Source organism: Pectobacterium hainanensis, assembly GCF_046237015.1.
GTDB lineage: Bacteria > Pseudomonadota > Gammaproteobacteria > Enterobacterales > Enterobacteriaceae > JBJYIN01.
The window spans coordinates 42,494-69,386 of sequence record NZ_JBJYIN010000017.1 but is presented as its reverse complement, the minus strand read 5'-3'; the positions used below and the strand labels follow the sequence as shown (position 1 = coordinate 69,386).

Sequence of the window (26,893 nt, the reverse complement as noted above, 5' to 3'; positions counted from 1 at the left end):
GCATTGATTTACAAGATATCGATTTCTGCATTGAGCCGGAAATCATAAGAGTTACAACCGATGGAGTTATCGAAGATGGTCGATCTGGCAGCAAAACTTAAGCGCGGTGCGCCCATGCTGGCATTGCTGATTGTGAGTACTGTTCTGGCGGGATGCAGCAGTTCGATGGCAATTAAAGGCAGTAAAGATGAGGGCTTGCGTCTGGCACGATTGCTGCGCGATCAAGGACGCGTTGAAGCGGCGACGGAAGTGTATGCGCGCCTTGATAGCCGTGGGGCGCTGAAAGGGGCGGAGACGTTGGAGTATGCCAGCGTGGCTGCGCTGGTGCGTTCGCCACAGCAAACGCTGGAACTGTACGGACGGGCACGTCAGGCGTTAGGTGGGGATACCAATAAAATGACGCCAGAAGAAGCGCTCGCGGTGTGTCTGGGCATGGGACGCTCACAATTGGCTTTGGGTCGTAATGCGATGGCGCAGACCGATTTTGCCTGTGCGTTGAAAGCACAACCGAACGACGCAGGGGCGCTCAATGGCATGGGTGTGGTGATGGATGCCTCGGGCAAACATACAGAAGCACGTCAGCTGTTTGAAAAAGCATTGCAGGTGAACCCGGCAGATGTCGCGGCACTCAATAATCTGGCGCTCTCATGGCTGGCAAGCGGCAATGCAGACAAAGCGATTTCTTTGCTGCGCTCGGTGGATGGGAGCAACGCAACTGGCAGGTTGAACCTGGCACTAGCCTATCTCTCAGGCGGCAGAGACGATGATGCTCGTTCAGTACTGGCGACCATCGCACAGCCGGAGCGTATTGATGTTCTGATGGGGGAATTACAGCAGCGTTTACAACAAATGCAGCAGGAACAATCCCGTGGCGAAGCGTTGCTGTTGTCGAGCCGTCAACGCTTGCAATTGAGTACGCCTGAGTAATGGCATGGCTTAATAAAAGCCATGAACGCAACTGGCGCAGCACGCGAGGCGTGATCGCGACAGAAGTGGCGTTTCTGGTGCCGGTCGTACTGGTCGGGGTGATGATGCTGTTTGAACTGGCGCGGATCGGGTTGGTGGTTGCTGTCGGTAGCGCCGCGCTGGATAAAGCCGTACAGACCTTCCGCCTCGATAACCTCGTGTCTGACAGCGCCGAACAAATGGGGACACGGCTGAAGGCGCGTATGATTGAGGCGGGTTACGGTTACCTCAAGGAAGATGATTTAACCGTTAGCGTGTTGCACTTCGATAATCTGAGTCAGTTGGGTGGATTAACGAACGGGAATGGCAGTCAGGACGATCCCAATAGCGAAGAAACAACGACGCTCCCGGTGTGGTCCGTAACGGTGCAGGTTAAAAAGGCATTTATTACGCCGCTGCCGGAGGTGTTAACGCTGGGTGATACCTTCCGTTATCAGTACAAACATGTATTTGGGACGGAACTGCGTAATGACTGATCGTTTTTTGAAAAACAATCAATTGTCGAAAAATAATCAAGAGTCGAAAACCAGCCGTTTCCTGAGCGGGCTTCGTCGCTTCTGGTTTTCTCTCCGTGCCTCCACCGCGGTAGAAACCGCGTTGGCGTTTCCGATTGTGTTAGCGATAGGGTCGCTGTGTGCGGATATTTACACCGTCGGGCTTGAGCGGACACGTATGGAGCAGCGTTCAGGTGCCATTGCATCAATATTAGCGATGCAGCAGAAACTGGACGAACAAGGTTTGCAAGGGTTGCTGGATACGGTGTTGCCAACGGAAGGTGCCGGGAATTATCAATTATTAATCAGTAATGTACGCCAAACGGGTGAACTGTACTGGCAATTGAGCAGAGGTACGGCAGAGGCGCTGTGTACGGAAAGTGAAACACTGCCGGAAGAAGAGTATCTGCCTGAACTGCCGGAAAGAGACCGCGAAGAGGGCAGCAAAAATATCTCCATGATCGTGGTTGAAATTTGTCGTCAGGGCAAGGATGTGAGTCTGCTGGGCGGGATGTCATTAGGCGGCCTGCTGCATGCTTCGTCAGTTAATCGGGTCGCGATCGATGTAGTGGAGTTGGACGAGGCGCTCAGAAAAGAAGCCGGTCTGGAAGAAGATGAATAACTACCGGTGATATACACCAATATAGAAGCGGCAAAGAGACCGCAAGCGGTGGCGAGCTTCTCGTTACCGATATAACGAAATAATTAAGATTAATAACGTGTGAGCCATGTCGTTTTTATTTTCCCGTTTTATGGGCGGGTTGAGTACGTGCTGAATCCAGGTATACAGGATAGGATGGAATGAAAAAAACCTTACAGAACAGAAGTATAAAAAAAGAAGATACCGGAATCATTCTGTTCTGGCGTGAACGCCTGTCTGCTTTTATTCATCAGGAAAAAGGGGCTGGCACGGCATTCTATGCTCTGGGGGCGATGGCGCTATTGGTGACGGCGGCGTTTATTGTCGATACCTCGACGACAACCAGCGATGCGACACAGATTAAGCGTGCGACGGATGCCGCTGCGCTGGCGGTCGGGCATCAAGCAACCATTAATAGCGAAGAGTATAGCCAGGAAGAGACCAATAAGCTGGCGTATGAATACGTCAAAAACAACTTAGGGATGAACTCTGCCCTGAGTGAAAAATTGATAGCTGGAGACGTGACCGTCACGGAAGGACGAAATAGCGCTACGCGTAAAACTTATACCGTAACCGTTGCCTTTGAAACCAAACCTAATCTCCTGAGTCTGGGCGCGAGGAAGCAGGAGATTTACTCGACGTCAGAAGTGATCAACCGTCCGACGGAAATCGCATTTGTGATGCCGGTGACAGGGGATATGAGTGAGGGGGATATCCGCTCACTGAAAAGTGTTAGCCGCAGTTTCGTTGAGCGCATGCTGGATAGTGCGGACGGCAAACGTGACAACCTGTGGTTGTCGCTAGTGCCGTATAGCCAGTCGGTTAGCGTATATGATGCGGAAGATGCCAACCGTATTCGTCGCTGGGCGGCTCCGGGGGCATTGAATCCACCGGAATTGCGCTCGCTTTTTGCCAGCGGTGTGGTTAGCAGCCTGGCCGATCGCCGTTTCCCGGATCGCCGTGCTAATTTGCTGTGTATGTACCGTGGTCTGGGTCGGGAAGAAAACTTTTTCTGGGATGAACCGCCCGTCGGCCAATTCAAAGTCTATTACCGTCATGATTTGCCACAAAACGGTAGCCCCGGTGCGCCACCGATCTCATGGCGTGGCCCCAATCCCGATTTTGACGATTCCGATGCGGTCGATACCCGCTGGATCGTGGCAGACAGAGGTTGCCCAAATGCCGCACTGATGCCGCTGACCAATGAACAAAGTCGTCTGAATCAGCGTATCGAACAGTTTTCTGCTCGTTTCAACGTGAACTATGCCATCGCGATGGGGTGGGCCGGTGCGGCGTTATCACCCAATATGCGCGGTTCAGACGGCTGGGGCGATGCGACGCTGCCGCTGGACTTCAATCTGGACGGCAATGGCGATGGTCAAAAGGTGATCGTAATGATGGCCAACACGATTGGTAACTGGTTCGACACCGACAGCTACAACTTTAATCGTGGCGAATTCAGTGGCGATACCGGAACAGATCCTTCTCGAACCTTTGCCGCACAGCGCTTCCGCGATCTGTGCTCCAGCTTCCGTGCGCGCAATATCAAATTCTATTTTGTCGGCATTCGCCCCGGTGATCCTGAAGACTTCGGCCGTAACCTGTTTGATCAGGAAGCGACGCCTGGCCTGCTGGTTTGTACCGAGGGTGAAAAACGGATGAGCTTTATCGATGGTGCAGGCTTCGGCGCAGAAGGCGTTGAGGATCAACTGATTCGGCGATTGGATCGTATCGCTGGCCAGATCGAAACCGAGGGCGGCTATGTTCGGCTGGTTGAATGACCGCTGAATATAGCCAGGAATGACGCGATTTGCCCCTTTTATTACAGGACATAACACGATGACTTTTTCCCGCTCAAAATCTGGTTCAGGCTTAACGCGCACACCTCGTCAAGCATGGGTATTAGAACCACGAATGATGTTTGATGCCGCAGCAGTGGCAACGGTGGCGGATGTGACCGCGCAGGTTGTGGCGGCAACGGATACAGCACCGGGCGTTGATGCGACACCCACCAAGGCAACAGTCACGATTACCGATACCAGTGATAGCTTCCCGGCCGTCGATCTGTTTAGCGATGTCAGCGTGTCGGCAGATAAAGATGGGCAGGAACTGAAAGATTTAGTGATTACCGTTAACCGCACGGGCGCGAATCAGGCGTTAGTCATCGACGGTACGGAAATCACGTTGGAAGCCTTTACGGGCGCGAAAACGACGACTGGTGAAGGGCAGTATGGTTATCGGGTTGCGGTCAGTGGTGCAACGACAACCATCACAATCAGCATTGAATCTTCTGCTGAAGCGTATAAACCTGGTGATGTCGCTAAGCTGATTGATGGCATTGCCTACAAACCACTGGATAAAACCGTGGCAGGCGGCGACGTGACGGTAACGCTGAAAAGCCTGAGTGATGAAGGCGGCTCAGCCACTGACACTGCTGATTTGAACATTGACGCTACCATCACTATCGACAGCAAGATCAATGTGGCACCAGTGGTGTCTGTGTCGGATGCACCTGAATTATCTGAACTCATTATTGTACCCGGCATGTCATCGCCGCAGGACGTGCTCTACTCCAGTAATGGTGAGTATGCCTATGCCATAGGAAGTGATGGCGTGCTGGGCGTATTTACAGTAGGTGACCATGGTAAACTGACGTTGAGTCAAACGCTGAGTGACATCAGTGCTCTCAAAGATGTCAAAGAAGTGGTGCTGAGTGCGGATAATCGTTCGCTATACGCTATCACTGGCAGTAGCGATATTGTCTCGCTTAGCCTTGACGACAACGGGCAGGTCATTCAGGTCGAGGGTAACTATGCCCAGACAGTCCCTTCGCAAAACGGCAATATTACTGGGCTTGCCATCTCCAGCGATGGGACTCAGGTTTATGTCGCCACGCAGTGGAATGGCATGGTTGTCTTTACACGCGATACAACGACTGGCGGTCTGACGCTCCTTCAGCGCGTGGACAGCAGTGGTATAGATCGTAGCGGCATTGTAGCGAGCAGCGGTAACTATGTTGTGACTGTTGGGATGGGGGCTAAGCATACGCTATCTGTTTTCCAACGGGGTGAGAATGGAACATTAACGTCTATCGCCACGTTGGAGACATCTGGGGGAGGCTATGGCGCGGTGGAGTATCAACTGGCGATCTCGAAGGATCAGCAGTTCATTTATGTCGCCGATCCTGATAACGGCGAAATCAGTGTTTATCAACTACGTGATGGCACTGAAGGAAAGACGCTGATCCGTACTGATACGAAAGCGCTGGAAAACATCAACGCGCTGTACCTTAACGCTGATGGTAGCCAACTCTATGCTTTGAGTAGCGAAGGCACGTTGCAGATTTATAGCGTCAATGCCTCTACGGGGGCGCTAAGTGAAAGCGGCCAGATTACCAATATTGGCGATACGCATGGCATGGTGTTGTCGCCAGATGGGCAATCACTTCTGGTGGCTGGCGAAGCAATCCAGCGCTTTAGCGCATTACGCACTTACCTCTATGGCAGCGACTTACCGTTTGCCGATCATGTCACGCTGTCCGATAGCAACCTGGATGTGCTAAACGGTGGTGCAGGTAACTACAACGGTGCCACGCTGACTATTGGCCGTGAAACACCCTCCATAGACGATCAATTTGGCCTGAGTGCAGGTAATGATCTGACGCTGCAAGGCGGAAAAATTCTGCAAGCTGGCGAAGAAATTGGCACTTTTGCACAGAATCAAGGTACGCTCCGCGTGACGTTTACTGCCGATGTGACAAAAGAAACCGCGAATAATGTCCTGAAGCAAATCACCTATCGTAATGTCGGCAGCCAGAGCGCGACCGAAACTGAAACCGTGTCGTTAACGGTGACCGCGAACGATGGTGAGTTGGACAGTACCGTGACTACAGTCGCACTGCTTCTGACCGCCAACAGTGCGCCAACGCTGGTTAGCCAAGGCGGAAGCAACCTGACGTTGGATACGCGTGGTGCATCCGTCACGCTGTTCAAAGACACAGCGATTAACACCGGAGAAGCCGGGCAGGCACTGACAAAACTGTCTATTGGCATTGATGGCCTAAACAACCCGCATCAGGAATACCTGACGGTGGATGGTACGGTCATCGATCTCAGTGAGGATAGTGCTGGCACTACGACGAGTGGCTACCAATATAGCTACACCTATGACGCCGTGAATGGTGAGTCTTCTCTGGTGCTAAGCAGTGCTCAGGGTATCAGCAGTATGGCGATGATGAAGCTGGTCGACGGTCTTAGCTATTCGGCCGGCAAAGAGAGCTCCAGCGCCAGCGGCTTGCGTACCATTACGCTAACAGAATTGCAGGATAACGGCGGCACTGCCAATGATGGAAATGATACCGCGACGCTGACTGTCTCCAGCAGTATCAATCTGGCCTTAAATGAGCAACCCGCGATCGAGGCAACCTATTCCCCAGACGCCACGCTATTTTACAACGATGGGAAGCTTAGTGATTACAACGAGCGCGTTTCGGCGATCAGTGTGTCTCAGGATGGTAAAACCCTGCTGGTCACTGGTAGTACAGACAACAATAACGGCGGCAAGACTTACCTGCGAGTTTACGCGCGTGATGCAGAATCCGGTGCCTTGACGTTGTTGCAAAGCTTCACGCAGGGCGAACAGGACGATCCGTCCACCTCCGAGATTGAAGTGAATGGTCTAAACACCATTACCACGCTGGTACAGTCGAAAGATGGTGCCAGTGTGTATGTTGCGGGAGGGAGCGGAAGCGTCTACTCACTGGTGCAGTTTAGTCGTGATACTGCAACGGGACAGTTGAGCTATGTCGGCATTGTTGCCACACAGGGTGTGGATGGCGTTAGCGGGCTGGATGCGACAGTGTCTGAAATTGTCCTGTCCGACGATGGCACTTCGCTCTATACCATTAACGGTGTGACGCCGATGGATGGATCGACAGGGAAGGATGCTGTGACTTTCTTCTCGCGTGATACCACCTCCGGCGCGTTGACGTTTATCGGTTCGTTGATTGGCAGTGATACCCTCCCGCTGAAAAGCCCAAGTGGCATTGTGCTGTCCAGCGATGGCACGTCAGCTTATCTCTCCAATTTGGGGAATCACAGTATTACCGTGCTATCGCGAGATGTGGACACGGGTAGCCTGAGCTATGTCTCGACGATTAATAAAAGTACGATCGCGGCTGATGCGAACAGTGTGGAAATTCCGCAAGACGATCGTTACCTGACCGCGTTGCAAGACATCGCTATTTCACCTGACAACCGCTTTGTCTATGTGTCGTCAAACTCGCAGGGTACCGTCTCGATTTTCAGCCGTGATAGCGATACCGGAGCACTGACCTACGCAGGGACGATGGATTTGTACAACAGTGAAAGCAATGTTCCTACCGCACTTCAAGCGACGTCTCTGCGTGAAATTGCCATCTCTCAGGATGGCTCGGCGCTGTACGTAGCGGCTTTTGGTGGTAAATCTCTGCTGGTCTTTGCGCGTGATGCTGATTCTGGTGCTTTGACATATAGCAATAACATTGAAGTTTCGGTGAATACCGTTAACCATATCGCCGTTAGTGCGGACGGTAAGAGCATCTATGCCGGGGTGAGCACTTTCTTTGCCGGACTAAGCGTGTCCACCGCAGCGGCTCATGCACCTTATAGCCAGACAACGGAAGTGCCGTTTGCCACGAACGTCACGCTGTCAGACCGAGAACTGGATGCAGCTAATGACTATAAGGGTGCATCAATCACGATTAGCCGTCATGGCGAAGCATCGGCAAATGACCATTTTGCTTTCCAGAGCGGAAGCGGTCTAATGCTGTCCGGCAACGATATTCAGTATCAGGGCGAGACAATCGCTACGTTCAGCGTGAGTGAAGGCACGGCGAAGATTGTCTTTACTGATAGCGTCACTAAAACGGTTGCCAATCAGGTTCTGCATCAGGTGACTTACCGCCATGATGGTGATACGGCAGGCGCATCGATTCCACTGAACATCACCTTGAGCGATGGATCTAAGGATACCAGCTTGCTGTTGACGCTGGTGGAGAATAAACCGCCGGTTGTGGATAATAGCGAGTACACACCGCCATCTGGTACAGCAGGGCTATCGTACACCGCAGAGCTGCCAGAAAATTTATTCCGCGATCCTGAAAATGACGCATTGACGTGGCAAGTCACCGGCCTCCCTGATGGATTAACCTTCGATCCTGAAACGCGCACGATTTCTGGTACGACCGCTCTCAACGGTGCGGGAAGCTTCTCTATTACCGTCGTAGCGACGGATGAGTCAGGTGGACAGGCGGAGCAGACGATTACGCTGACGATTGCTTCCGATCCTACACAAATGCCAACCATCGGTGGTGAATCCAGTTCTCTTGAGGGTGATTACGCCCTTGATGGCTATGATCCAGAAACCTATTCCGATGTGCTAAGCGGGGTAAAAGACAGTCAACTGTCTGCGGACGGCAAAACGCTCTATGTTGTGAGTTCACCCGAGGGCAACTCTGCGGTGCTTAGCGTGTTTGTACGCAATGCAGAGGGTAAATTCACCCTGTCACAAACTTTCTTCAATTACCGATCCGTTTATAACGAAGAAATGGGGCAAAACGACCAGGTTGTGGAGCATGCCGGGTTGGCAGGTGCATCAGATGTGATCTTATCCGATGATGGACAATATCTGTATGTGGTCGGCAGCGAAGGCAATGCGGTAACGATTTTCCGCGTGGGCAGCGACGGTGAACTCACCCAGGCTGGCGTCCTTGATCAAGCTGCGCTGGGCGGTCATTCACTGGACGTGCGCTCCCATCTTGTTTCGCAGGGCGACTATCTTTACGTGACTGCCGCACAGCCTGACAGCGAAAATGATGAGCGCAGCGTGTTGGTATTTAAACGCGGGGAGGACGGAACGCTGTCAGCCGTTTCCCAGGCGGATAATCTGGTTGGCGCGAGCAGACTTGTGCTGGATCCAACTGGGCGTTATCTGTTCGTATCGGGTTCCGGTGGTGCTGTCGGCGTCACCGCGTTCAGTATTGATGCTGAGGGCAAGCTCGAGCAAGTTTCCAAGATTGAAGCTGAAGGTGAGGATCCGTATTACATCAACTCACTTGCGCTGTCGCCTGATGGCAAAACCCTGTATGCAATTAATGCTGATGGAATTCAGTACACGCTCAATACAATAACGGTGGGGGCTGATGGATCGCTCACGCTGACGGATACCACGCCGATCGTCGATGACGGTGGCGATTCCGGCGAGGCGTTAGCGACCGATCTGGTCGTTTCTGCTGACGGCTCGGCGCTATTCGTCATTGGGAAAAACATTACCGTTTTCTCTCGCGCAGCAGATGGCAGCCTGACGCTGAAAGACACCATTAGCGGGGGATGGGATAGCCCGATTGGTATTTCCTTCTCAGACCTGCAAAACGTGGAGCTGAGTGCTGACGGTAAGCAACTGTACCTGCTTGGCGGCGATAGGGTTCATGTGCTGAATGTCGGGACGGCGGGTGCAGCTTACACCGAAGGAAGTGATGCTACGGTGCTGCTGCCGTCAGGTCGTCTGTCTGATCCGCAACTCGATGCGTTAAATAATGGCATGGGTAATTATGACGGTGCCAGCATCACCGTTGGCCGACAAGACGGTGGGCTACCGGAAGACACCTTTGGCCTGAAAACAGATAACGGTTTAACGCTCAATGGTGACAAGGTTATAAAAGATGGTGACGCGATCGCCACCTTTACGACTGTTGATGGCGTGTTGACGGTGACATTTACGGCTGCAACGACCAAAGCCGATGCGCAGAACGTCATGCGTCAGATTACCTATCACAACACCAGCAGGGATCCAGAACTCGCAGGATCGTCGCCGACATTCACCTTCAGTATTAATGATGGCGACAACAACACCGCTAACATGGATATCGTCGTTAATCTTCACGGGGTGAACGATCCCTCTGAATTGACAACGACCGTATTAAATCCACAGATCCCCGTCAATGGTGAGTTCGTTAAGCTGTTTAAAGATACCCATGTCAATACCATTGAGAGCGGGCAAACTATCTGGCAGGTGGTGCTGACGTTTGATGTCTCAGGCCCTAACGAAGTCATTAGCGTTGATGGCAGCACGATCGTACTTGAACCATCCAATGGTTCACCGCACACCGCAAGTGGTTTGCAATATTCCGTTTCGGTAAAAGACGGCACCGCCACCGTGATTGTTTATGTCGGAAAAGACGCGGGTGATACCGCTGCCATCATCGATAGTATTGGCTACAACTATCTGGGCAGCGAATCCAGCGGGGAACGCCACGTCACCTTGAAAATCAAGGAAAATAGTTACAACGGCACTGCACCGGAAACCACACTGGATCAGAACATCACGTTGACATTGGCACCAGCGGCAGAAACCAATACCGCGCCGACTATCACGATTCCGGGTACGACTCAGGATTATACCGAGCGCGCTGACCCTGTCGTGCTGGCACCGGACGCGACGGTATCTGATGCGCAGATGGATAAGCTCAACGGTGGTAAAGGCAACTACGACGGTGCGACGCTGAAAATTACGTTGGGCGATGGAAAAACTGCGCTCGATAAGCTGGGCTTTAATGCTGACAACGGTCTGACGTTATCGGGTGATTCGCTTCAGAAAGACGGTGTCGAGATTGGTCAGGTTAGCAATCAAGACGGTGTGTTGACGATTCGCTTCAACGCGAATGCGGGAACGATTCCGACCACGGAAGACGTACAGAATACGCTGCGCCAGATTACCTATTCCAGCGACAGCCATACGCCCGCCGCTCAGGTCGCGGTAACGGTGACGTTGTCCGATCGTTATCTGGACTCTCAGGTTACGAACTTGTCAGTGGCCATTACCGCGATTAACGACACGCCGGTGGTGGCAAACGATCCGGTGCTCTCTGCCGATGAACTGCGTCTGGTTAACGCCTACACCGCGATTACCGGATTGGGTACGGTGACGGCGTCTGCCAGCACGGGAGACGGTTTGTCGGTATACGTCAGCGATGATAAAGGGGTGATTGCGTTATTCCAGCGGGATGCCGACAGCGGCAAATTAACCTATGTGCGCACTTTTGCCGCGACAGAGGGTGTCGAAGGGATAAGCCAATTAGAGGTTTCTGCCGATGGTAACAGCGTGTATGCGCTGCGCGCCGATGGTGACGCAATTGTCTGGTTTAGTCGGGATGAAAACGGTGAACTGACGCATAAAGCCACGATAGCAAGTGATTACGATATTGATGGCGGGAACCTTTATAACATCATTGGGATTGCCCTGTCGGATGATGGGAAAAGCCTCTATCTCATTAACAGCTATAGCGGCCAGCTAGCCTATTTCAGCCGTGATACGGCGACGGGAGCGCTAACCTACGTCGAAGCGCTGGGCGGTGATATGAACAACCCACCTTATTTGTGGGCACCAACCAGCATCCTCAGTCGCGGTAACCTGCTATTTGTTACTACCTCAATCAACGACACCTCGACGATTATTGTTTATCAGCGTGATGATAGCGGCAAACTGACATCATTAGGCTATGCTCGCGACTTTGTCGATGCCGCAGGGAATACCGTTGCGCTTTCAGGTCTTGAAAAACTAACGGTGAGCGCCGATGGTCGCAGCATTTTTGTTGCCAGCGAAGGACAGATTGATGCTTTCTCGCTGGATACGGAAACGGGGATCTTGACGCATGTAGCCCGTGTCGCTGCGGGCGGTACGGTGAGCGATATTGCGATCTCCGCCGATGCGCGAGTTCTTTATGTTACGCAAAGTGACGGCTCACTCACGCGTTATGTGTTGAACGATCAAGCACTGATCAAACTTGATGTATTGACCAATGACGGTGCAGGTTTTACTCACCTGATGCCGGTTGACGGTGGTCTGATTGCCGTAGGCAATGGCATAACGGCGCTGGGTGAGGTTTCCCGCCTGCCGGTTTATCGCATTGATGGCCCTGCTGTTATCGTTACGCCATCTATCGTTCTTAGTGATGCTGAACTGGATGCATTGAACGATGGCGCAGGAAATTATCAGGGAGCGTCGATCACGTTACAACGTGGTGAGACGGCATCAGCAGGCGATCGTTTTAGTTTCTCCGCAGGTAATGGTTTCACGTTGGCGAATGGGGTCATTAGTCAAGATGGTCAGCCTGTTGCGACTTTCACGCAGGCGGATGGAAAACTTACCGTTACTTTCACCGCCGCCATCTCTCGTGCGGATGCAACATCGTTGACGCGCCAAATCAGTTGGGCAACGGATGAATCACTGACGGGGAACGAAGTATCGCTCACGCTGGTGTTCAATGACGGCGAAGTGGATTCTGTGGCGCAAACGCTGGGTGTTGCGCTCTCGGGAGACGTGAACTTACCGCCCGTTGGTCATGCCGATCAATTCACACCGCCGACAGCACAGGCTGGCACGAACTGGTCCTATACCTTGCCCGCTGGCCTGTTTAGCGATCCTGAAAATGACGCGCTGACGTACACGGTAGATGAGACGCGTCTACCGGACGGGGTGCGTTTTGATTCTGCTACGCGCACCTTTAGCGGCACGCCATCAACGGCGGGAACGTTCAACCTGACAATTACTGCAACGGATAGCGCGGGCAATGCGACGACACTGTCTGTCGCGCTGACAATTAACGCCGCTTCGACGCCGGTCGATCCGGGTACACCAACGGAACCATCCAATCCTGATAACAACGCTGTGGATCCGGTCATTCTGGTGTCGCAAGGTGCGAACCTGCCTGTTGATTCCGATGACAGAGAGCGCGAACAACCGCTAGGCGCGATTGTCGCCGATCTGTCTCGTTCAGAAACACGGCCTCTAGCCACCACTTTCGTTGCTGAACCTGTTCATCAGCGCGGTGCCGGTGTTGTACGTCAGTCGGATGCGCCCTGGGTGCTCGACCCTGTGATGCCACAACTGATGCCGACGCTGGAACGGGTCAATTTCTCTTCTCGTGCCAATGCGGCCTTGCGTGATGTTGTGACAACACCTGCTTTAGATTCCAGTCTGTTCCTGAGCGTGCGCGGTCAGGCAACGACGCTGGAGTCGGCGTTCAGCAGTGTGCAGGGTGCGCTACAGCCAGATGCCACTGGCGCACTGGCCTTTAGTTTGCCGCAACGCATGTTCAGCGTGCGTGAAAGCAATGCCACGTTGACGCTACAACTGGCGAACGGACGTCCGCTGCCTGCGTGGATACAGTTTGATGTTCGCAGCGGCGTGGTGCGTGTTACCGATGCCAGTGCGTTGCAGGTTAACCAGATCCAACTGGCACTGAAAGCCCAGACCGCAGACGGTACTAGCCGAATAGTGCCGATTACGCTGCAAGTTGGGCAGGGCGATGGCGCAGAAATGACCACCGACCGTGGTGCAATGCAATGGCCTTCACATGCGGCTGAAAACCGGGATGTGGAACAGTCAGTATCGGCAGGGAAAACGGCCTTTACCGAACAACTGCGTCAGCATCAGCCTGAACAGGATGCACTGTTGGCAGCGCTCAGCGAATTGAGCAACCTGCGTGCGTAACGCTGTGTAGACCGAATACCGAGACGCGATTTTATTACTTAACCACTAACCCAGGCGCTTTCAGGCGGTCATTAATCCACCGTCTGAAAGATGAAGGGAACAGACAAATAGAAGATGGGGAGAACCCGGGTGAATCAGCACATAGCGAATTTCTGGGATAGCCAGCAACACGACAGTCAGAAACAGAACGTTCAACGCGAGATTACGTCACGCGCCGCCGGTTCCCGGGCATTACGGATTGCGGTGACCCTTGCCTGTCTGGGGTTGGCAGGCTGTGCCGTCAAACCAGAGCCCGTGACGGTGGAACAGCAGGTAGCACAGGCACTGAGCGACAGAACGCAGATGTTCGCTAATCAGGAACCGGTGCGTGGCACCATTACGCTGGATGAGGCGATTGCCCGTTCGCTGAAATATAACCTGCAACAGCGGGTCGCTCTGATGGAACAGGCGATGGAAGATGACCTGTTGGGCGTACAGAATCTGGACATGCTGCTACCTAAACTGACCGCCCGTGCCGGGTTACAAACTCGTGATAACGTGGCCGGTTCTAGCAGCCAGTCGGTCACCACTGGCCGCCAATCGTTGGAAGCCTCCACCAGTCAGGATCAAACCATGCGTACCGCCGATCTGACGATGAGCTGGAACGTGCTGGATTTTGGTATCAGCTATTTCAACGCCAAAGTGCAGGCGAACAAATCGCTGGCGGCGGAAGAGCGTCGCCGCCGCGTGGTAGCGGATATTACCCGTCAGGTGCGGACGGCCTATTGGGAAGCGGCCACGGCGCAGCGTTTGCAGCCGGAAGTGACCACCGCGCTGGCGCAGGCGCGTCAGGCGCTGGAATATGCGCGTCAGACCGAACAACAACGGCTGTTAGCGCCGGTTGAGGCGCTGCGCTTCCAGAAGAATATGCTGGAGATGGTGCGCCAGTTGGAAATCGTCGATAGCGACTTAGTCGTAGCGAAATCCCGTCTGGCCGCGCTGATGAACCTGCCGCCGTCCAGTAAATACGATGTTGTCGTACCGAGCGAAAGCAGTCTGATTGCGCCGAAGATGGCTTATTCACTCGACGATTTGGAAAACTTTTCGATGGTGAAGCGTCCGGAAGTGCGTGAAGAGACTTATCTGGCGCGTAACAGCGTACTGGAAACCCGTAAGTCGCTGCTGCGACTGCTACCGGGCGTGTCGCTGTTTGCTGGTGTCAACGGTGATAGCAACAGCTATCTGGTGAATCATCAATGGGCGAACGCGGGCGTTCAGGTTAGCGGAAACCTGCTGAATGTGCTGTCGTGGTCATCGGTTAAACGTGCGGGACAGGCGAATGAAGATCTGGCGGAGGTTCGTCGTCAGGCGCTGCGTATGGCGGTGCTGACGCAGGTGAACGTCGCCTGGCAGGAATATCAGCAAAGTACACGGATGTTTGGTCGCTATCAGGAACTGGCGCGGATCCAGCGTGGCATCCTTAATCAAACCACGCTTAGCGTACAGCATCGTGCTGAAACGCAAATGGAGCAGGTACGTGTCAGCACGGAAACCATTCTGACGACCCGTGCGCGTGACCGGAGTTTTGCCGATGTGCAGAACGCGCTGGGTGCGGTGTATCAGGCTGCCGGGTTGGATGTGCTACCGGATAACGTGAACGATGTCAGTCTGGCGGCGTTGAGCAATTCGATTGCACGTACCACGAATAACCTTGAAAAAGGCGGCGTTGCGGTACCTCGCCTGTCGCTGTCAACGCCAGCTACGCCTGCCACAACAACGGCTTCTGTTAAACCGGTCGCGACGCCATCTGCATTGAAAACGGCGACGTCTGTGGTGAAACCTATCGCACCATCGGCCAACGCGGATAAACCTTATCGCGTAGTAAATACGGATATGTGGGATAACCTGCAATCTCTACAGGCGGGAGGTTCGCGTTAATGACTGTCGGCATCATGCGTCCGATGTTGCTCGTGAGTGCGTTAAGCCTGCCCTTGATGGGGCAGGCGGCGACCGGAGATATTCGTGTGCAGCTTAGCGCCCAACGCTATACCGTGTTATCCAGCGAAATTGCCGGGAAGGTGACCGATCTTGCGGTGAAAGAGGGTGAACACTTCAAGCAGGGCGATACTCTGGTGACGTTTGACTGCACCGTGCTGCGCGAAAAGCTGAATTACTCAAACGCGGCAGAGAATGCCGCACGTAAGAAGCTGGCGATTGCCGATCGGTTGGATAAGCTCAATTCGATCAGCCTGTCTGATGTCGATCAGGCGCGATCGTCGGTGTCGATGGCGCAGGCCGAAAGCGGCGTCAATCGCGCCATGCTGCAACGCTGTGTCATTAAAGCGCCATTCTCTGGTCGCGTCACGGAAACCAAGGTGAAGCGTTGGGAATCCGTGCCGGAAGGCAAAGAGCTGTTGGCGATTTATGATGACAGCGCGTTTGAGCTGGAAATGATCGTGCCATCGCGCTGGCTGGTGTGGTTAAAGCAGGGCAGCGCTTTTCAGGTCACGCTGGATGAAACTGGCCTGAGCTATCCGGCGGAAATCAGCCGCCTTTCTTCAGCGATCGATCCGGTCAGTCAGTCAGTAAAAGTCTTTGGTCGGATTACCCAATCCACCGCCGGATTGTTGCCGGGCATGAGCGGTGTGGCGCAAATTGTACCGCCTGATGCCGGTAGCGTATCGCCATGACCGAACGGAACACGACAGCAGCACAAACTGAACAGGATACCCGGCTGGCACTGCTGGCCGAATTGTTGCAGCTGCAAAGCCGTGCTAGGGCGCGTGAAACGCTGGATGAACTGGCGTTTTTCATCGTCAACGAGACGCATAATGTAGTGAAGTATCGGCAGGCGCTGCTGTGGGACTGTGATAAACGGCGCTTGCAGGCGGCTTCCGGGCTGGCCTCGCTCGATCACAACGCGCCGTTTTGTACCGAATTTAGCCGCCTGTGCCGTCAGTGGCAGGAAGAGGGACGTCAAACGCAGGCGCTGCAATGCCGCGAGCTGCCTGCCGATGACCAGATTTTGTGGCAGGAACATCTGCCGGAATTTTTACTCTGGCTACCGCTGCGTTTAGCGCAGGGCGATACCCCGCTGGTGCTAGTGTTAGCACGGGACAGCGCGTGGCTGCCAGCCGAGATCGTACTGCTGGAAAAACTGGCGGACGCGTATGCTCACGCGTGGGCGAGTTTGCAGAAACAACGTCGGCGGCAGACGAATACCAGCCCGAAGAAGCGTCGTTTGATTCTGGCCGGGATCGTGGCGCTGGTGCTGATCTTATTGATCCCCGTTCGCCAGTCGGTGCTGGCTCCGGCAGAGATCGTCGCGCATCGTCCGGTGATGGTGCGTGTGCCCGTGGCGGGCGTGGTGGATGACATACTGGTGCGCCCTAATCAGGCCGTTAGCGCCAATCAGCCGCTGGTGCGGCTGGACGTGCGCGAACTGGAAAACCGACTGGAATCAGCGCGGCAGGCTTTTGCTACTGCCGATGCTCAGTATCGTCAGGCACAGCAGCAGGCGCTGTTCGATGCCAATAGCAAGGCCAGTCTAGCCGTACTGCAAAGCCGCCGCGAACAGGCGCAGAGCGAGATGGATTTTCTACAACGTCAGCAGGAACGCATGCAGCTTGCTTCCCCGCGCGACGGTGTGGCGATTTTTGACGATAGCAGCGACTGGATTGGGCGCTCGGTGGCGGTGGGAGAACGAATCATGATGATCGCCGATCCGCACGATGTTGAACTGGAGATCCAGTTGCCGGCGGCGGATGCGATTGCGTTGGAAAACGGCGCGGACGTGCGCCTGTTCCTCAATGTGGCACCGAATTCGGCACAGGAAGCACGGCTGGAGCAGATTGGCTATCGCGCCGCGCCGACGCCGGACAATGTGATGGCCTATCGGCTGCGGGCACGCTTTACACAGGATGATCCGCAGCTGCGCGTGGGCCTGAAAGGGACCGCCAAGCTGTACGGTAAACGCACGGTGCTGTTCGTTTACCTGCTGCGCAAACCGCTGGCGTCGCTGCGCGTCTGGTTGGGCGTCTAACGATGGCCGGAGGTGCGACGTCGGCCGCTGGGCTCAGCCCGCTGCGCGATGAACTGATCCTGCATGCTGGGCCCGCTAACCGCGACGGATCGCCTAGCTGGACGCTGGAAGATCCGCTACGTGGCCTTTATTTTCGTATCGGCTGGGCGGAAATGGCGATGCTATCGCGCTGGTCGATGGGGAACGCGGCGCAGATCGTGGCCGAGGTTAACCAGACTTCTGCACTGACGCTTGATGACAGCGATGTGCAGTATTTCAATCGTTTCTTGCAGGCCAACAGCCTGACGCGGGTTTCTGGCGATGAGGCGATGGCGCAGTTTGCTCGTCAGGTGGAACAGTCGCGCGTTTCGATCTGGCGCAAGCTGTTGAAGAACTATCTATTTTTTCGCATTCCCTTATGGCACCCCGATCGCTTTCTGGGCGTAACCTTGCCGTGGATCGAACCGTTTTTCAGCCGGACTTTTCTCAAGCTCACATTGCTGATAGCCGTGCTGGGGCTATTCCTCGCCGGACGCCAGTGGGAAACGTTCAAACATACGTTTCTGCATTTCTTCACGCTGGAAGGCGCCGCGCTGGCGGGGCTAACGCTGTGCTTTACCAAGATTCTGCATGAGTTCGGCCACGCCTACACCTGCAAGCGCTTTGGTGCGCGGGTTGCCACGATGGGCGTCGCATTTTTGGTGATGATGCCGGTGCTGTACACCGATACGTCCGGCTCGTGGAAGCTCACCCGCCGTCGGCAACGAATGGCGATTGGCGCAGCGGGCATGATGACCGAACTGGTGCTGGCTGCATGGGCGACGCTGGTATGGAGTTTCTTGCCGGATGGCATGCTGCGCAGCGCCGCGTTTATGCTGGCGACGACAACCTGGATTATGACGCTGGCGATTAACCTCAGCCCGCTGATGCGCTTCGACGGCTATTTCTTGCTTTCCGATGGATTACAGATGCCTAACCTGCAAAACCGAGGCTTTGCTATCGGCCGCTGGCAGATGCGGGAATGGCTGTTCGGCTTAGGGGATGCCCCGCCGGAGCACTTTCCACGCTGGCTGCAACGTACTCTGGTGGGCTATGCCTTTGCGGTGTGGATATACCGTTTCTTCCTGTTTACCGGTATCGCGATTCTGGTTTACCACATGACGTTCAAACTGCTGGGGATGCTGCTTTTCGCGATTGAAATCGGCTACTTCGTGGTGATGCCGGTGGTGAATGAAGTACGCGAGTGGAGTAAACGCCGTAAGGATTATCGTATGAACCGTAATATGACGACAACGCTGACTGTGAGCGCTGTGGTTCTGCTCTTGCTGATGATTCCCTGGCAGCGCGGCGTGTATGCACCGGCGCTGCTGCGGGCGGAACAGCAAAGCAGCCTGTATATGCCCGTGCCTGCGATGATTCAGCGCATTGACGTGAAGGTCGGCCAGCCTGTGCAAGCGGGACAAACGCTGTTTACGCTGTCGTCTGACGCGCTGGCGCACGAACGGCAACAGCTGGAACGACAAATCGCTACGCTGAACTGGCAAAGCACCTTTCAGGTATTCAACAAGGAAGCGGCTGGCGATCACCAGCGGGTGAAGCAGGAGCACGAAGCGGCGCTGCAAAAGTTACAGGTATTGCAGCGTCAGTCGGAACAACTGACGGTGCGTGCGCCGATAGACGGCGTGGTGGCCGATATGGCGACGCCGATGGAAACGGGCGAGTGGCTGGGGCAGGGCGAATGGCTGGCGGTCGTCACCAAGCCAACCGGCGGGCTGGTGGAAGCGTTCGTGTCGGAAAAAGACTGGCAGCGGCTCCGCACGGGCGCAAAGGGGACGTTTTATTTACAGGACGTGAGCCGCTCGTCGCTGCCGCTCACCATTGTGGAGATTGCCAGCACGGCAACCCGGGACCTGAATGCCACGCCGGAACTTGCCTCGGTGTATGGCGGTGATATTGCCACGCTGAGCGATGCACAGCGCAAGTTGCATCCTGAGCAGGCGGTTTATCGCGTGTTGCTCAATCTGCCCGAAGACTACCGTGGTCAGCCGCAGGTGCTGCGCGGTACGGTAGTCATGGACGGTGAGGCGCAAAGCCTGTTGATTCGCGGCTGGAAAGTGGTTTCCGCCGTGTTGATCCGGGAGATTGCGTTCTAAGCCACGCATTCTAAACATGGCATTCTAAACCATGCATTCCAAACATTACGTTTTAAGCATCGCGTTGTTTGTGTGTGTCATTTAAGTACTCGCCGGATGTCGGCGAGTAGGATCATCATGGCATTAAATACAGCTGGCACCTTGCTCTGCACCCGTAATGCTTTCCCGTAGCGCCTTGAACAATTCTCGTCCCATACCCGTGTGTGAGGCAGATAGATCCGGTTCCACTGCTGTGCGGTTCGCCAATTCAGTTGCATCGACCAGCAGGTTAATTTCGCCGCGAATGCCATCCACCTGAATCATATCGCCGGTATGAATTTTGGCTAATAACCCACCGCTATAGGCTTCCGGCGTAATATGAATAGCCGCAGGGACTTTACCGGATGCGCCGGATAACCGACCATCGGTCACCAACGCGACATTAAAACCGCGATCCATCAGTACGCCAAGCGGTGGCATCAGCTTGTGTAATTCCGGCATGCCGATCGCTTTCGGCCCCTGAAAACGCACCACGATCACGCAATCCCGATCCAGTTTCCCGGCATTGAATGCCGCATCGACATCATATTGGCTTTCAAACACGATGGCCGGTGCATGAATGACCTGATGATCTTCCGGCACGGCAGAGGTTTTCATCACGGCTCGGCCCAGATTCCCTGACAGGACTTTTGTGCCGCCGTGCTTAACGAAAGGCTTGCTCAGTGTCGCAATGACCTCTGTGTCTAACGAAGCATGTGGGCCGTCACGGTAGACCAGTTTATCCTGTTCAAGGAACGGTTCATGTGTATAACGATTCAGACCGAATCCCGCGACGGTGTTAACGTCTTCATGTAGAAGCCCGCCTTGCAGCAGTTCGCGGATTAACAGTGAAACCCCGCCCGCCGCCTGAAAGTAGTTGATGTCTCCAGGACCATTAGGATAAATGCGACAAAGTAGTGGCACGACCTCTGACAATTCAGAAAAGTCATCCCACGTGATGGTGATACCGGCTGCTTTTGCCATTGCGACCAGATGCATGGTGTGGTTGGTTGATCCTCCGGTTGCCAGTAAGGCAATGATTCCGTTGACGATGACTTTCTCATCAACCAGACGTCCGACGGGCATATAGTTGCCTGAGGATTCTGTCATTCGGGTGACCTGACGTGCGGCCGCCTCGGTCAACGCGTGTCGTAGCGGCACATCGGGATAGACAAAAGAAGAGCCAGGCAGGTGCAGACCCATTATTTCCATCACCATTTGGTTGGAATTCGCGGTGCCATAGAAAGTACAGGTTCCGGGAGAATGATAGGCGCTGGCCTCTGATTCCAGCAGTGCATCGCGGCCGACTTTACCTTCAGCATACAATTGGCGAATACGTACTTTTTCTTTATTGGCGATACCGGTGCGCATGGGGCCAGCAGGTACGAAAATGGCTGGCAAGTGACCAAAGGCTAACGCCGCAATAAACAGACCGGGAACGATCTTATCGCAAACGCCAAGAAATAAGGCACCATCAAACATATTGTGGGATAACCCAACGGCGGCCGACATGGCGATTAAATCACGGCTGAGCAAGGAAAGTTCCATGCCGTCCTGACCCTGCGTCACTCCGTCGCACATCGCCGGTACACCTCCCGCTACCTGACCGATAGCGCCTACGGAATGCAGCGCTTTCTTGAGCAGGTCGGGGTAATGTTCATACGGCTGATGCGCAGAGAGCATATCGTTATAGGACGTGATGATCCCGATATTGCTTTTCACCATATTTTTCAGGCTGGTTTTGTCATCGGGCGAGCAGGCGGCGAAGCCGTGAGCCAGGTTACCGCAGGCAAGTTGTGAACGGTGAACCGTTTTACTTTTCGCCGCTTCAATCTGAGTCAGATATTGGGCTCTGCTATCCTGAGAACGAGAAATGATATTATTGGTGACGCGTGTAACCGTAGGATTCATGTTAGGCCCTATTGCTTCGAGTTTGATGCTATAAATAGTCAACGAACGGAAAATAAATAATAAATTTCCCGGTTTAAATTCGGTTTTTTATATTTTTTCAGGGTGAGCAATACCGCCACGCTAATTAAAGAATGGAAAAGATGTCAGCAGTCGATATAAAGAAATACGCTGGCTATTAACTTAAAACCATGTCGTGATTTATTATCATGATAGGGGCCTCACTGGTCACGCTATACCCGTCATACTTCAAGTTGCTTGTGCGTTGGCTGCGCTCACTCACCCGAATCACTTACTTGAGTAAGCTCATCGGGATTCCCTCACTTGCCGCCTTCATGCAACTCGAATTATTTAGTGTATAAGCTACGTTTTATGTAATGAGTTCACTATATACTCAAATGATACCGGTAACAATGCGTTTTTATCGTTCGCTTTATACGATTCAGCTTATGTTGGTGTGGTTTTGTGATTTGCATCACATTGTGAGGTCGGAAATATTTTCATCATTTTTTCGAATGATAAAAAACATATCACCTAATGAGGTAAGAATAGGTTTGAATTAAGTATAAGAGGTATTGTGAGGTGGTGAATCAGAGGAGCGTATTTATTCATGTTAATCACACCGGAAACAAAAAATGTTTCCGGTGTTGTTGTTAACCCTTGTAGTTAAAACATGATAGAAAGTGGGACGGTGATGATTTCTGGGAACATGACCAGTAAGAGCACCACGGCAATTTCTGATAGTAGGAAAGGCAACATACTGACGGATACGGCTTCTATACGTAATTTACCGATACTACAGGCTGCATTGAGCGAGGTGCCGATTGGCGGCGTAATGAGTCCCAGTGCTGCTGTCATGACAAAGACTACGCCAAAATAAACAGGATCGATGCCGACGATCGTCACAACTGGCATCAATACTGGTGCCAGAATCAGAATGAGTGGCGTCATGTCGATAACCAGCCCAACAACTAACAACATTAAGACCAGTACCAGCATAAAAATTTTAGGATGCTCAATAAATGGTTCCAGTATGCTAACTAATTGACCGGGGAGGTCAGCAACGGTAATCAGCCATGAAGTCACCATGGCACCGGCGACTAAAAACATGACCATTGACGTGGTTTTTCCTGCACTTAGCAGCACGTAATAAATGTCTTTTAGCTTCAATTCTTTATAAATAAAACAGCCGACAAATAAAGAGTAGATTGCTGCAACGACGCCTGCTTCGGTAGGGGTAAAAATGCCGAATTTCAGGCCGAACAGAATAATCAGGGGTAAAACAAGAGCCCAGATTCCTTCTCTAAACGCCGCAACTTTTTCAGCATGAGGTTTTTTCTCAAACACCATCGTATCTTTGTCTTTACGAGAGACAATCCACCAGGCTATGAGAATGGCGATCCCCATCATGGCTCCGGGGATAATCCCACCGATAAACAGCTTGGTAATGGAAACCTGTGCTGCCACGCCGAACAGGATCAAGGGGATGCTGGGTGGTAAGACTGGCGCGATAACACCACCACAGACGATAAGTCCGGCTGAGCGGTTCATGTTGTAACCAGCTTCGCGCATCATGGGAAGCAGCATAGCGGCTAATGCGGTGGTATCAGCCAGTGCCGATCCTGACAGACTAGCCATCAGCATCGCCGCAAAAATAGCGACATAACCTAATCCACCTGGTACGTGCCCAACGAAGGCCATCGCCAGACGGATGATTCTTTTGGATAAACCCCCAGCGTTCATGAGTTCGCCAGCCAGAATAAAAAACGGTGCGGCCAGTAGAACGAAGTTGTTGGTTCCATCGATGGCGTTTTGGGCGATCAGTTGCGAATCGAACAGATCCATTTGCCACATCATGGCAACGCCGGACAGTAATAAAGCGAAGGAAATTGGCATGCCGATGATGATGCCGCATGCCAACACCCCTAAAAATATGGCTAACGTCATAATAGCGATCCTTTTTTGTTATTGGCGGCGGCTATAAGCTTTCGTTTTTATGGAGCTGATAGAGATTACGTAGCGCGTAAATAATGATTCCCACGCTGCAAATCACGCCGACGCCGTATAACATCGCCATTGAAAAACCGGTGGCGGGGGAGCGGGTGCCAAAATTGATGATGGTTTGTGTCAGACTGCCATCAAATAACAGCCAACTAATATAAATCATGAGTACGTTGGAGATGGCCGCACAAACTTTTTTGCCTCGATGGGATAAATGTCGAATGAGTGTATCTACGCGAATATGAGAGTGCTCTTTCATTGCCAGGATCGCGCCCAGGAATGTCATCCAGACAAAACAAAAACGTGACAATTCTTCTGAGAAAGCGATACCGGAGTTAAAGACGTAACGCATAACAACATTAATAAACACCATTGTGGTCATGACGGCAAAGCAACTAGTGATGAGCACATTGATGATTTTGACCAGATATTTTTCCAAAAACAGCATAATAATGGCTCCATAATACAATCGGATATATGGCATAAGCCTACGGTTGCCAGTGTATAGTTCTCTGGATGATGGCTCCCGCACTGCCCATGAAATGCACCCTACCTGGTGGTTAAGTCACAATATCGGCCATCTTCCCAGATGAACTGGAAAGATGGCTCAAGAAGATATATTCGATAAATTTAATTTTAAGTTACAAGTTTTGCGTTTTTTCCAGCTCTTGACGGAATAGTTCAACCAGTGCGGGATCCAATGAGGCGGAATATTTATCCACAACGGGCTGAACGGCTTGTTTCATTTTATCCAACTCTTCCGGAGCGATATCGTTAAGTTTAACGCCGTGCTCTACCAAGCGTTTTCTTGCTTCCACTGTGATATCGCGAGCTGCTTTGCGTTGTACGTCACGAGCGATATAGGCCGCATCCTGAAAAATTTTCTTTTCCGTATCTGACAGGCTATCCCATAGTTTTTTACTGACCATCAGCATTTGAGGGTTATAGATATGACGTGTTCCGCTGAAGTATTTCTGTACTTCATACAGCTTGTTGGCGTCCAGTGTCGTTTCTGGATTTTCCTGTCCATCAACCGTTTTGGTTTCCAATGCGGTATATAATTCTGGCATAGGCATCGGAATGGCGTTGACGCCTAATGCTTTGAACATATCAATATACAGCGGGTTCAGAATGGTTCTGATTTTCAGCCCCTTCAAGTCTTCCAGTGTATTAACCGGGTGCTTGTTATTACTGACACTGCGATAACCCTGTTCCATATAGGCCAATCCAACCCATCCTTTCGCTGGCATATATTCCATTAATTTTGAACCCAGAGGACCGTCTAACACTGCGTCAGCCTGCTTTTCATTTTTGAAGGAAAAGGGGAAATCCAGCAGAACGAATTCAGGTATGGTTCCGACCAACTGCGCGGGAGACATCATGGACACTTCGATCGTCCCACCTTGCATCGCGGAGGCAACTTGCTGTTCGCCACCCAGAACGCCGTTGGCAAAAATATTGATCTTTATTTTGCCATTACTGTTTTTTGCCACTTCCGCGACAAACGCTTTAGCCCCCAATCCCTGCGGGTGTGTGAATGAGTTAACCAGCGGCATCTTCAACGATCTGGCTTTTATTTCCTCGGCATTGGCTGAAAAAGAGAAAGAAAGTGCTGCGGCGAGCAGAGACGATGTAACAATACACTTAATTGATTTCATAAGGTTTTCCATTTTTTTTAATCGATAATTAAACGCTTGCCTATCACTATGGGTAGTTCACTGATTGATCAAACTTTTGTACTCGGTATTTTTTCAAGCTATTGGTCAATTTTTGAGACGACAGGGTGATCTTTTCCTGGTTCTGGCCGTTACATCGGATATGAACTAACAGAAGAAACCAAATGTAACAATCTGTAATTATTACACTTAATGTAATTGGAATTGATTTAATGGGGCAGACAGAAGAGGGGATTATGTGACGTGAGTCACTCGTGTGGAGGTTAAGATGTGTTCAAGCTATCAGTAATTTGATGTAGGTGATCGGGACGGCAAGCTGTTAGTGAGAATGGTGTCACAACTTAGCCATTTATTTTCAATCCGATACTTTTTACTTCTTCGGGCTAGGTCCGGTCCGTGCGGTGTGTATGTCGATTGGATGAGGAGCGCATTAATACGCCAGTGCAACAGACAGGGGGCATTTTCTTTGGTAAACTGAATTATCCGTCAACCACAATTTAATTAGTTGAAAATGAAGAAAAAAAGACCTGGTTTGCAAGATGTGGCTAATCAAGTTGGTGTCACTAAAATGACGATCAGCCGTTATTTGCGTGATCCACTCATGGTTTCAATGGCGCTGCGTAGCAAGATCGCGGTGGCATTGGACGAACTTGGCTATATCCCTAATCGGGCGCCAGAAATTCTATCTAATTCAACGAGCCGCGCTATTGGGGTATTGCTACCTTCACTGACGAACCAGGTTTTTGCTGAGGTGCTGCGCGGTATTGAAAGTGTGACGGATGCTCATGGCTATCAGACCATGTTGGCTCACTATGGGTATCATGTTGAGCGCGAAGAGATGCGTCTGATGTCGCTACTTTCCTACAATATTGACGGGCTGATCCTTTCTGAGCGCTCTCACACTGAGCGGACGCGGAAAATGATTGAGGTAGCGGGGATTCCGGTAGTTGAGATCATGGATAGTGAATCTCCGTGTATCGATTTGGCCGTGGGTTTCAATAACCATGAAGCGGCTTATCAAATGACAAAAACCATGCTGGAATATGGACATACCCATCCTGTTTATCTTGGTGCCCGTCAGGATGAACGTACCGTCATGAAAATGCAGGGATATGAACAGGCGATGCGGGATAGTGGCTTGACGCCTCGCTGTGTTTGTACCGATCGCCCATCCACCTATAGCTTGGGCGGTGAATTGCTGAGGGAGGCGCGTCAGCGCTATCCTGAGACGGATAGTCTGTTTTGTACGAATGACGACCTTGCTATCGGTGCTGCTTTTGAGTGCCGTCGACAAGGGCTACGTATCCCCGAGGATATCGGGATAGCCGGTTTCCATGGACACGATATCGGTCAATCGATGGAGCCTAAACTGACCAGCGTGTTGACCCCTCGAGAGAAAATGGGACAAATCGCGGCAGAACGACTTCTTGCCCGTTTGCGGGGGGAAGAGGTTACCCCCCAGCGGCTTGATTTAGGCTTTGTTATTTTGCCCGGCAGCAGCATTTGAT

Annotated in this window: 14 protein-coding genes; 10 read left to right on the top strand and 4 right to left on the bottom strand. The window is 52.5% G+C overall.

Features of this window, described 5'->3' with window-relative positions:
- Window positions 1-75 precede the first annotated feature (75 nt).
- From ACKPVM_RS16320 to ACKPVM_RS16280, 9 genes are all read left to right on the top strand, one after another.
- Complete coding sequence (locus ACKPVM_RS16320) at window positions 76-927, top strand: tetratricopeptide repeat protein (RefSeq protein ID WP_409310748.1); 852 nt, start codon at window positions 76-78, stop codon at window positions 925-927.
- Window positions 927-1,442, top strand: coding sequence for a TadE/TadG family type IV pilus assembly protein (locus tag ACKPVM_RS16315; protein WP_409310679.1), 516 nt, complete (start codon window positions 927-929; stop codon window positions 1,440-1,442). The genes ACKPVM_RS16320 and ACKPVM_RS16315 overlap by 1 nt, the downstream gene beginning before the upstream one ends.
- Window positions 1,435-2,082, top strand: a complete 648-nt coding sequence (locus tag ACKPVM_RS16310; protein ID WP_409310677.1) for a TadE/TadG family type IV pilus assembly protein — start codon at window positions 1,435-1,437, stop codon at window positions 2,080-2,082. The genes ACKPVM_RS16315 and ACKPVM_RS16310 overlap by 8 nt, the downstream gene beginning before the upstream one ends.
- A gap of 179 nt (window positions 2,083-2,261) precedes the next feature.
- Window positions 2,262-3,881, top strand: a complete 1,620-nt coding sequence (locus ACKPVM_RS16305; RefSeq protein ID WP_409310675.1) for a pilus assembly protein TadG-related protein — start codon at window positions 2,262-2,264, stop codon at window positions 3,879-3,881.
- A gap of 58 nt (window positions 3,882-3,939) precedes the next feature.
- Window positions 3,940-13,629 (top strand): beta-propeller fold lactonase family protein, encoded by a 9,690-nt coding sequence (locus ACKPVM_RS16300; protein ID WP_409310673.1) that lies wholly within the window; start codon window positions 3,940-3,942, stop codon window positions 13,627-13,629.
- A gap of 129 nt (window positions 13,630-13,758) precedes the next feature.
- Entirely contained in the window at window positions 13,759-15,546 is a 1,788-nt protein-coding gene (locus tag ACKPVM_RS16295) for a TolC family protein (protein WP_409310671.1), read from the top strand.
- A complete protein-coding gene (locus ACKPVM_RS16290) occupies window positions 15,546-16,298 on the top strand; it encodes an efflux RND transporter periplasmic adaptor subunit (protein ID WP_409310669.1) in 753 nt (250 codons plus the stop codon). Before ACKPVM_RS16295 ends, ACKPVM_RS16290 begins: the two co-directional genes overlap by 1 nt.
- On the top strand, window positions 16,295-17,650 hold the full coding sequence (locus ACKPVM_RS16285; protein ID WP_409310668.1) for an efflux RND transporter periplasmic adaptor subunit: 1,356 nt from the start codon (window positions 16,295-16,297) through the stop codon (window positions 17,648-17,650). The genes ACKPVM_RS16290 and ACKPVM_RS16285 overlap by 4 nt, the downstream gene beginning before the upstream one ends.
- A 2-nt stretch (window positions 17,651-17,652) precedes the next feature.
- Window positions 17,653-19,782, top strand: coding sequence for a site-2 protease family protein (locus ACKPVM_RS16280; protein ID WP_409310666.1), 2,130 nt, complete (start codon window positions 17,653-17,655; stop codon window positions 19,780-19,782).
- Window positions 19,783-19,905: 123 nt separating this feature from the next.
- Here the strand turns inward: ACKPVM_RS16280 and edd are convergent, their stop codons facing one another.
- The 4 genes from edd to ACKPVM_RS16260 form a co-directional block, all read right to left on the bottom strand.
- Entirely contained in the window at window positions 19,906-21,711 is a 1,806-nt protein-coding gene (gene edd, locus ACKPVM_RS16275; protein WP_409310664.1) for a phosphogluconate dehydratase, read from the bottom strand.
- 663 nt (window positions 21,712-22,374) lie between these two features.
- Complete coding sequence (locus tag ACKPVM_RS16270) at window positions 22,375-23,655, bottom strand: TRAP transporter large permease (protein WP_409310662.1); 1,281 nt, start codon at window positions 23,653-23,655, stop codon at window positions 22,375-22,377.
- Window positions 23,656-23,686: 31 nt separating this feature from the next.
- Window positions 23,687-24,157, bottom strand: a complete 471-nt coding sequence (locus ACKPVM_RS16265) for a TRAP transporter small permease (protein ID WP_409310660.1) — start codon at window positions 24,155-24,157, stop codon at window positions 23,687-23,689.
- A 193-nt stretch (window positions 24,158-24,350) separates the two neighbouring features.
- Entirely contained in the window at window positions 24,351-25,367 is a 1,017-nt protein-coding gene (locus ACKPVM_RS16260; RefSeq protein ID WP_409310658.1) for a TRAP transporter substrate-binding protein, read from the bottom strand.
- Window positions 25,368-25,896: 529 nt separating this feature from the next.
- On the opposite strand from ACKPVM_RS16260, the gene gntR reads away from it, so the two are divergent.
- Complete coding sequence (gene gntR, locus ACKPVM_RS16255; protein WP_409310657.1) at window positions 25,897-26,892, top strand: gluconate operon transcriptional repressor GntR; 996 nt, start codon at window positions 25,897-25,899, stop codon at window positions 26,890-26,892.
- Window position 26,893 lies beyond the last annotated feature (1 nt).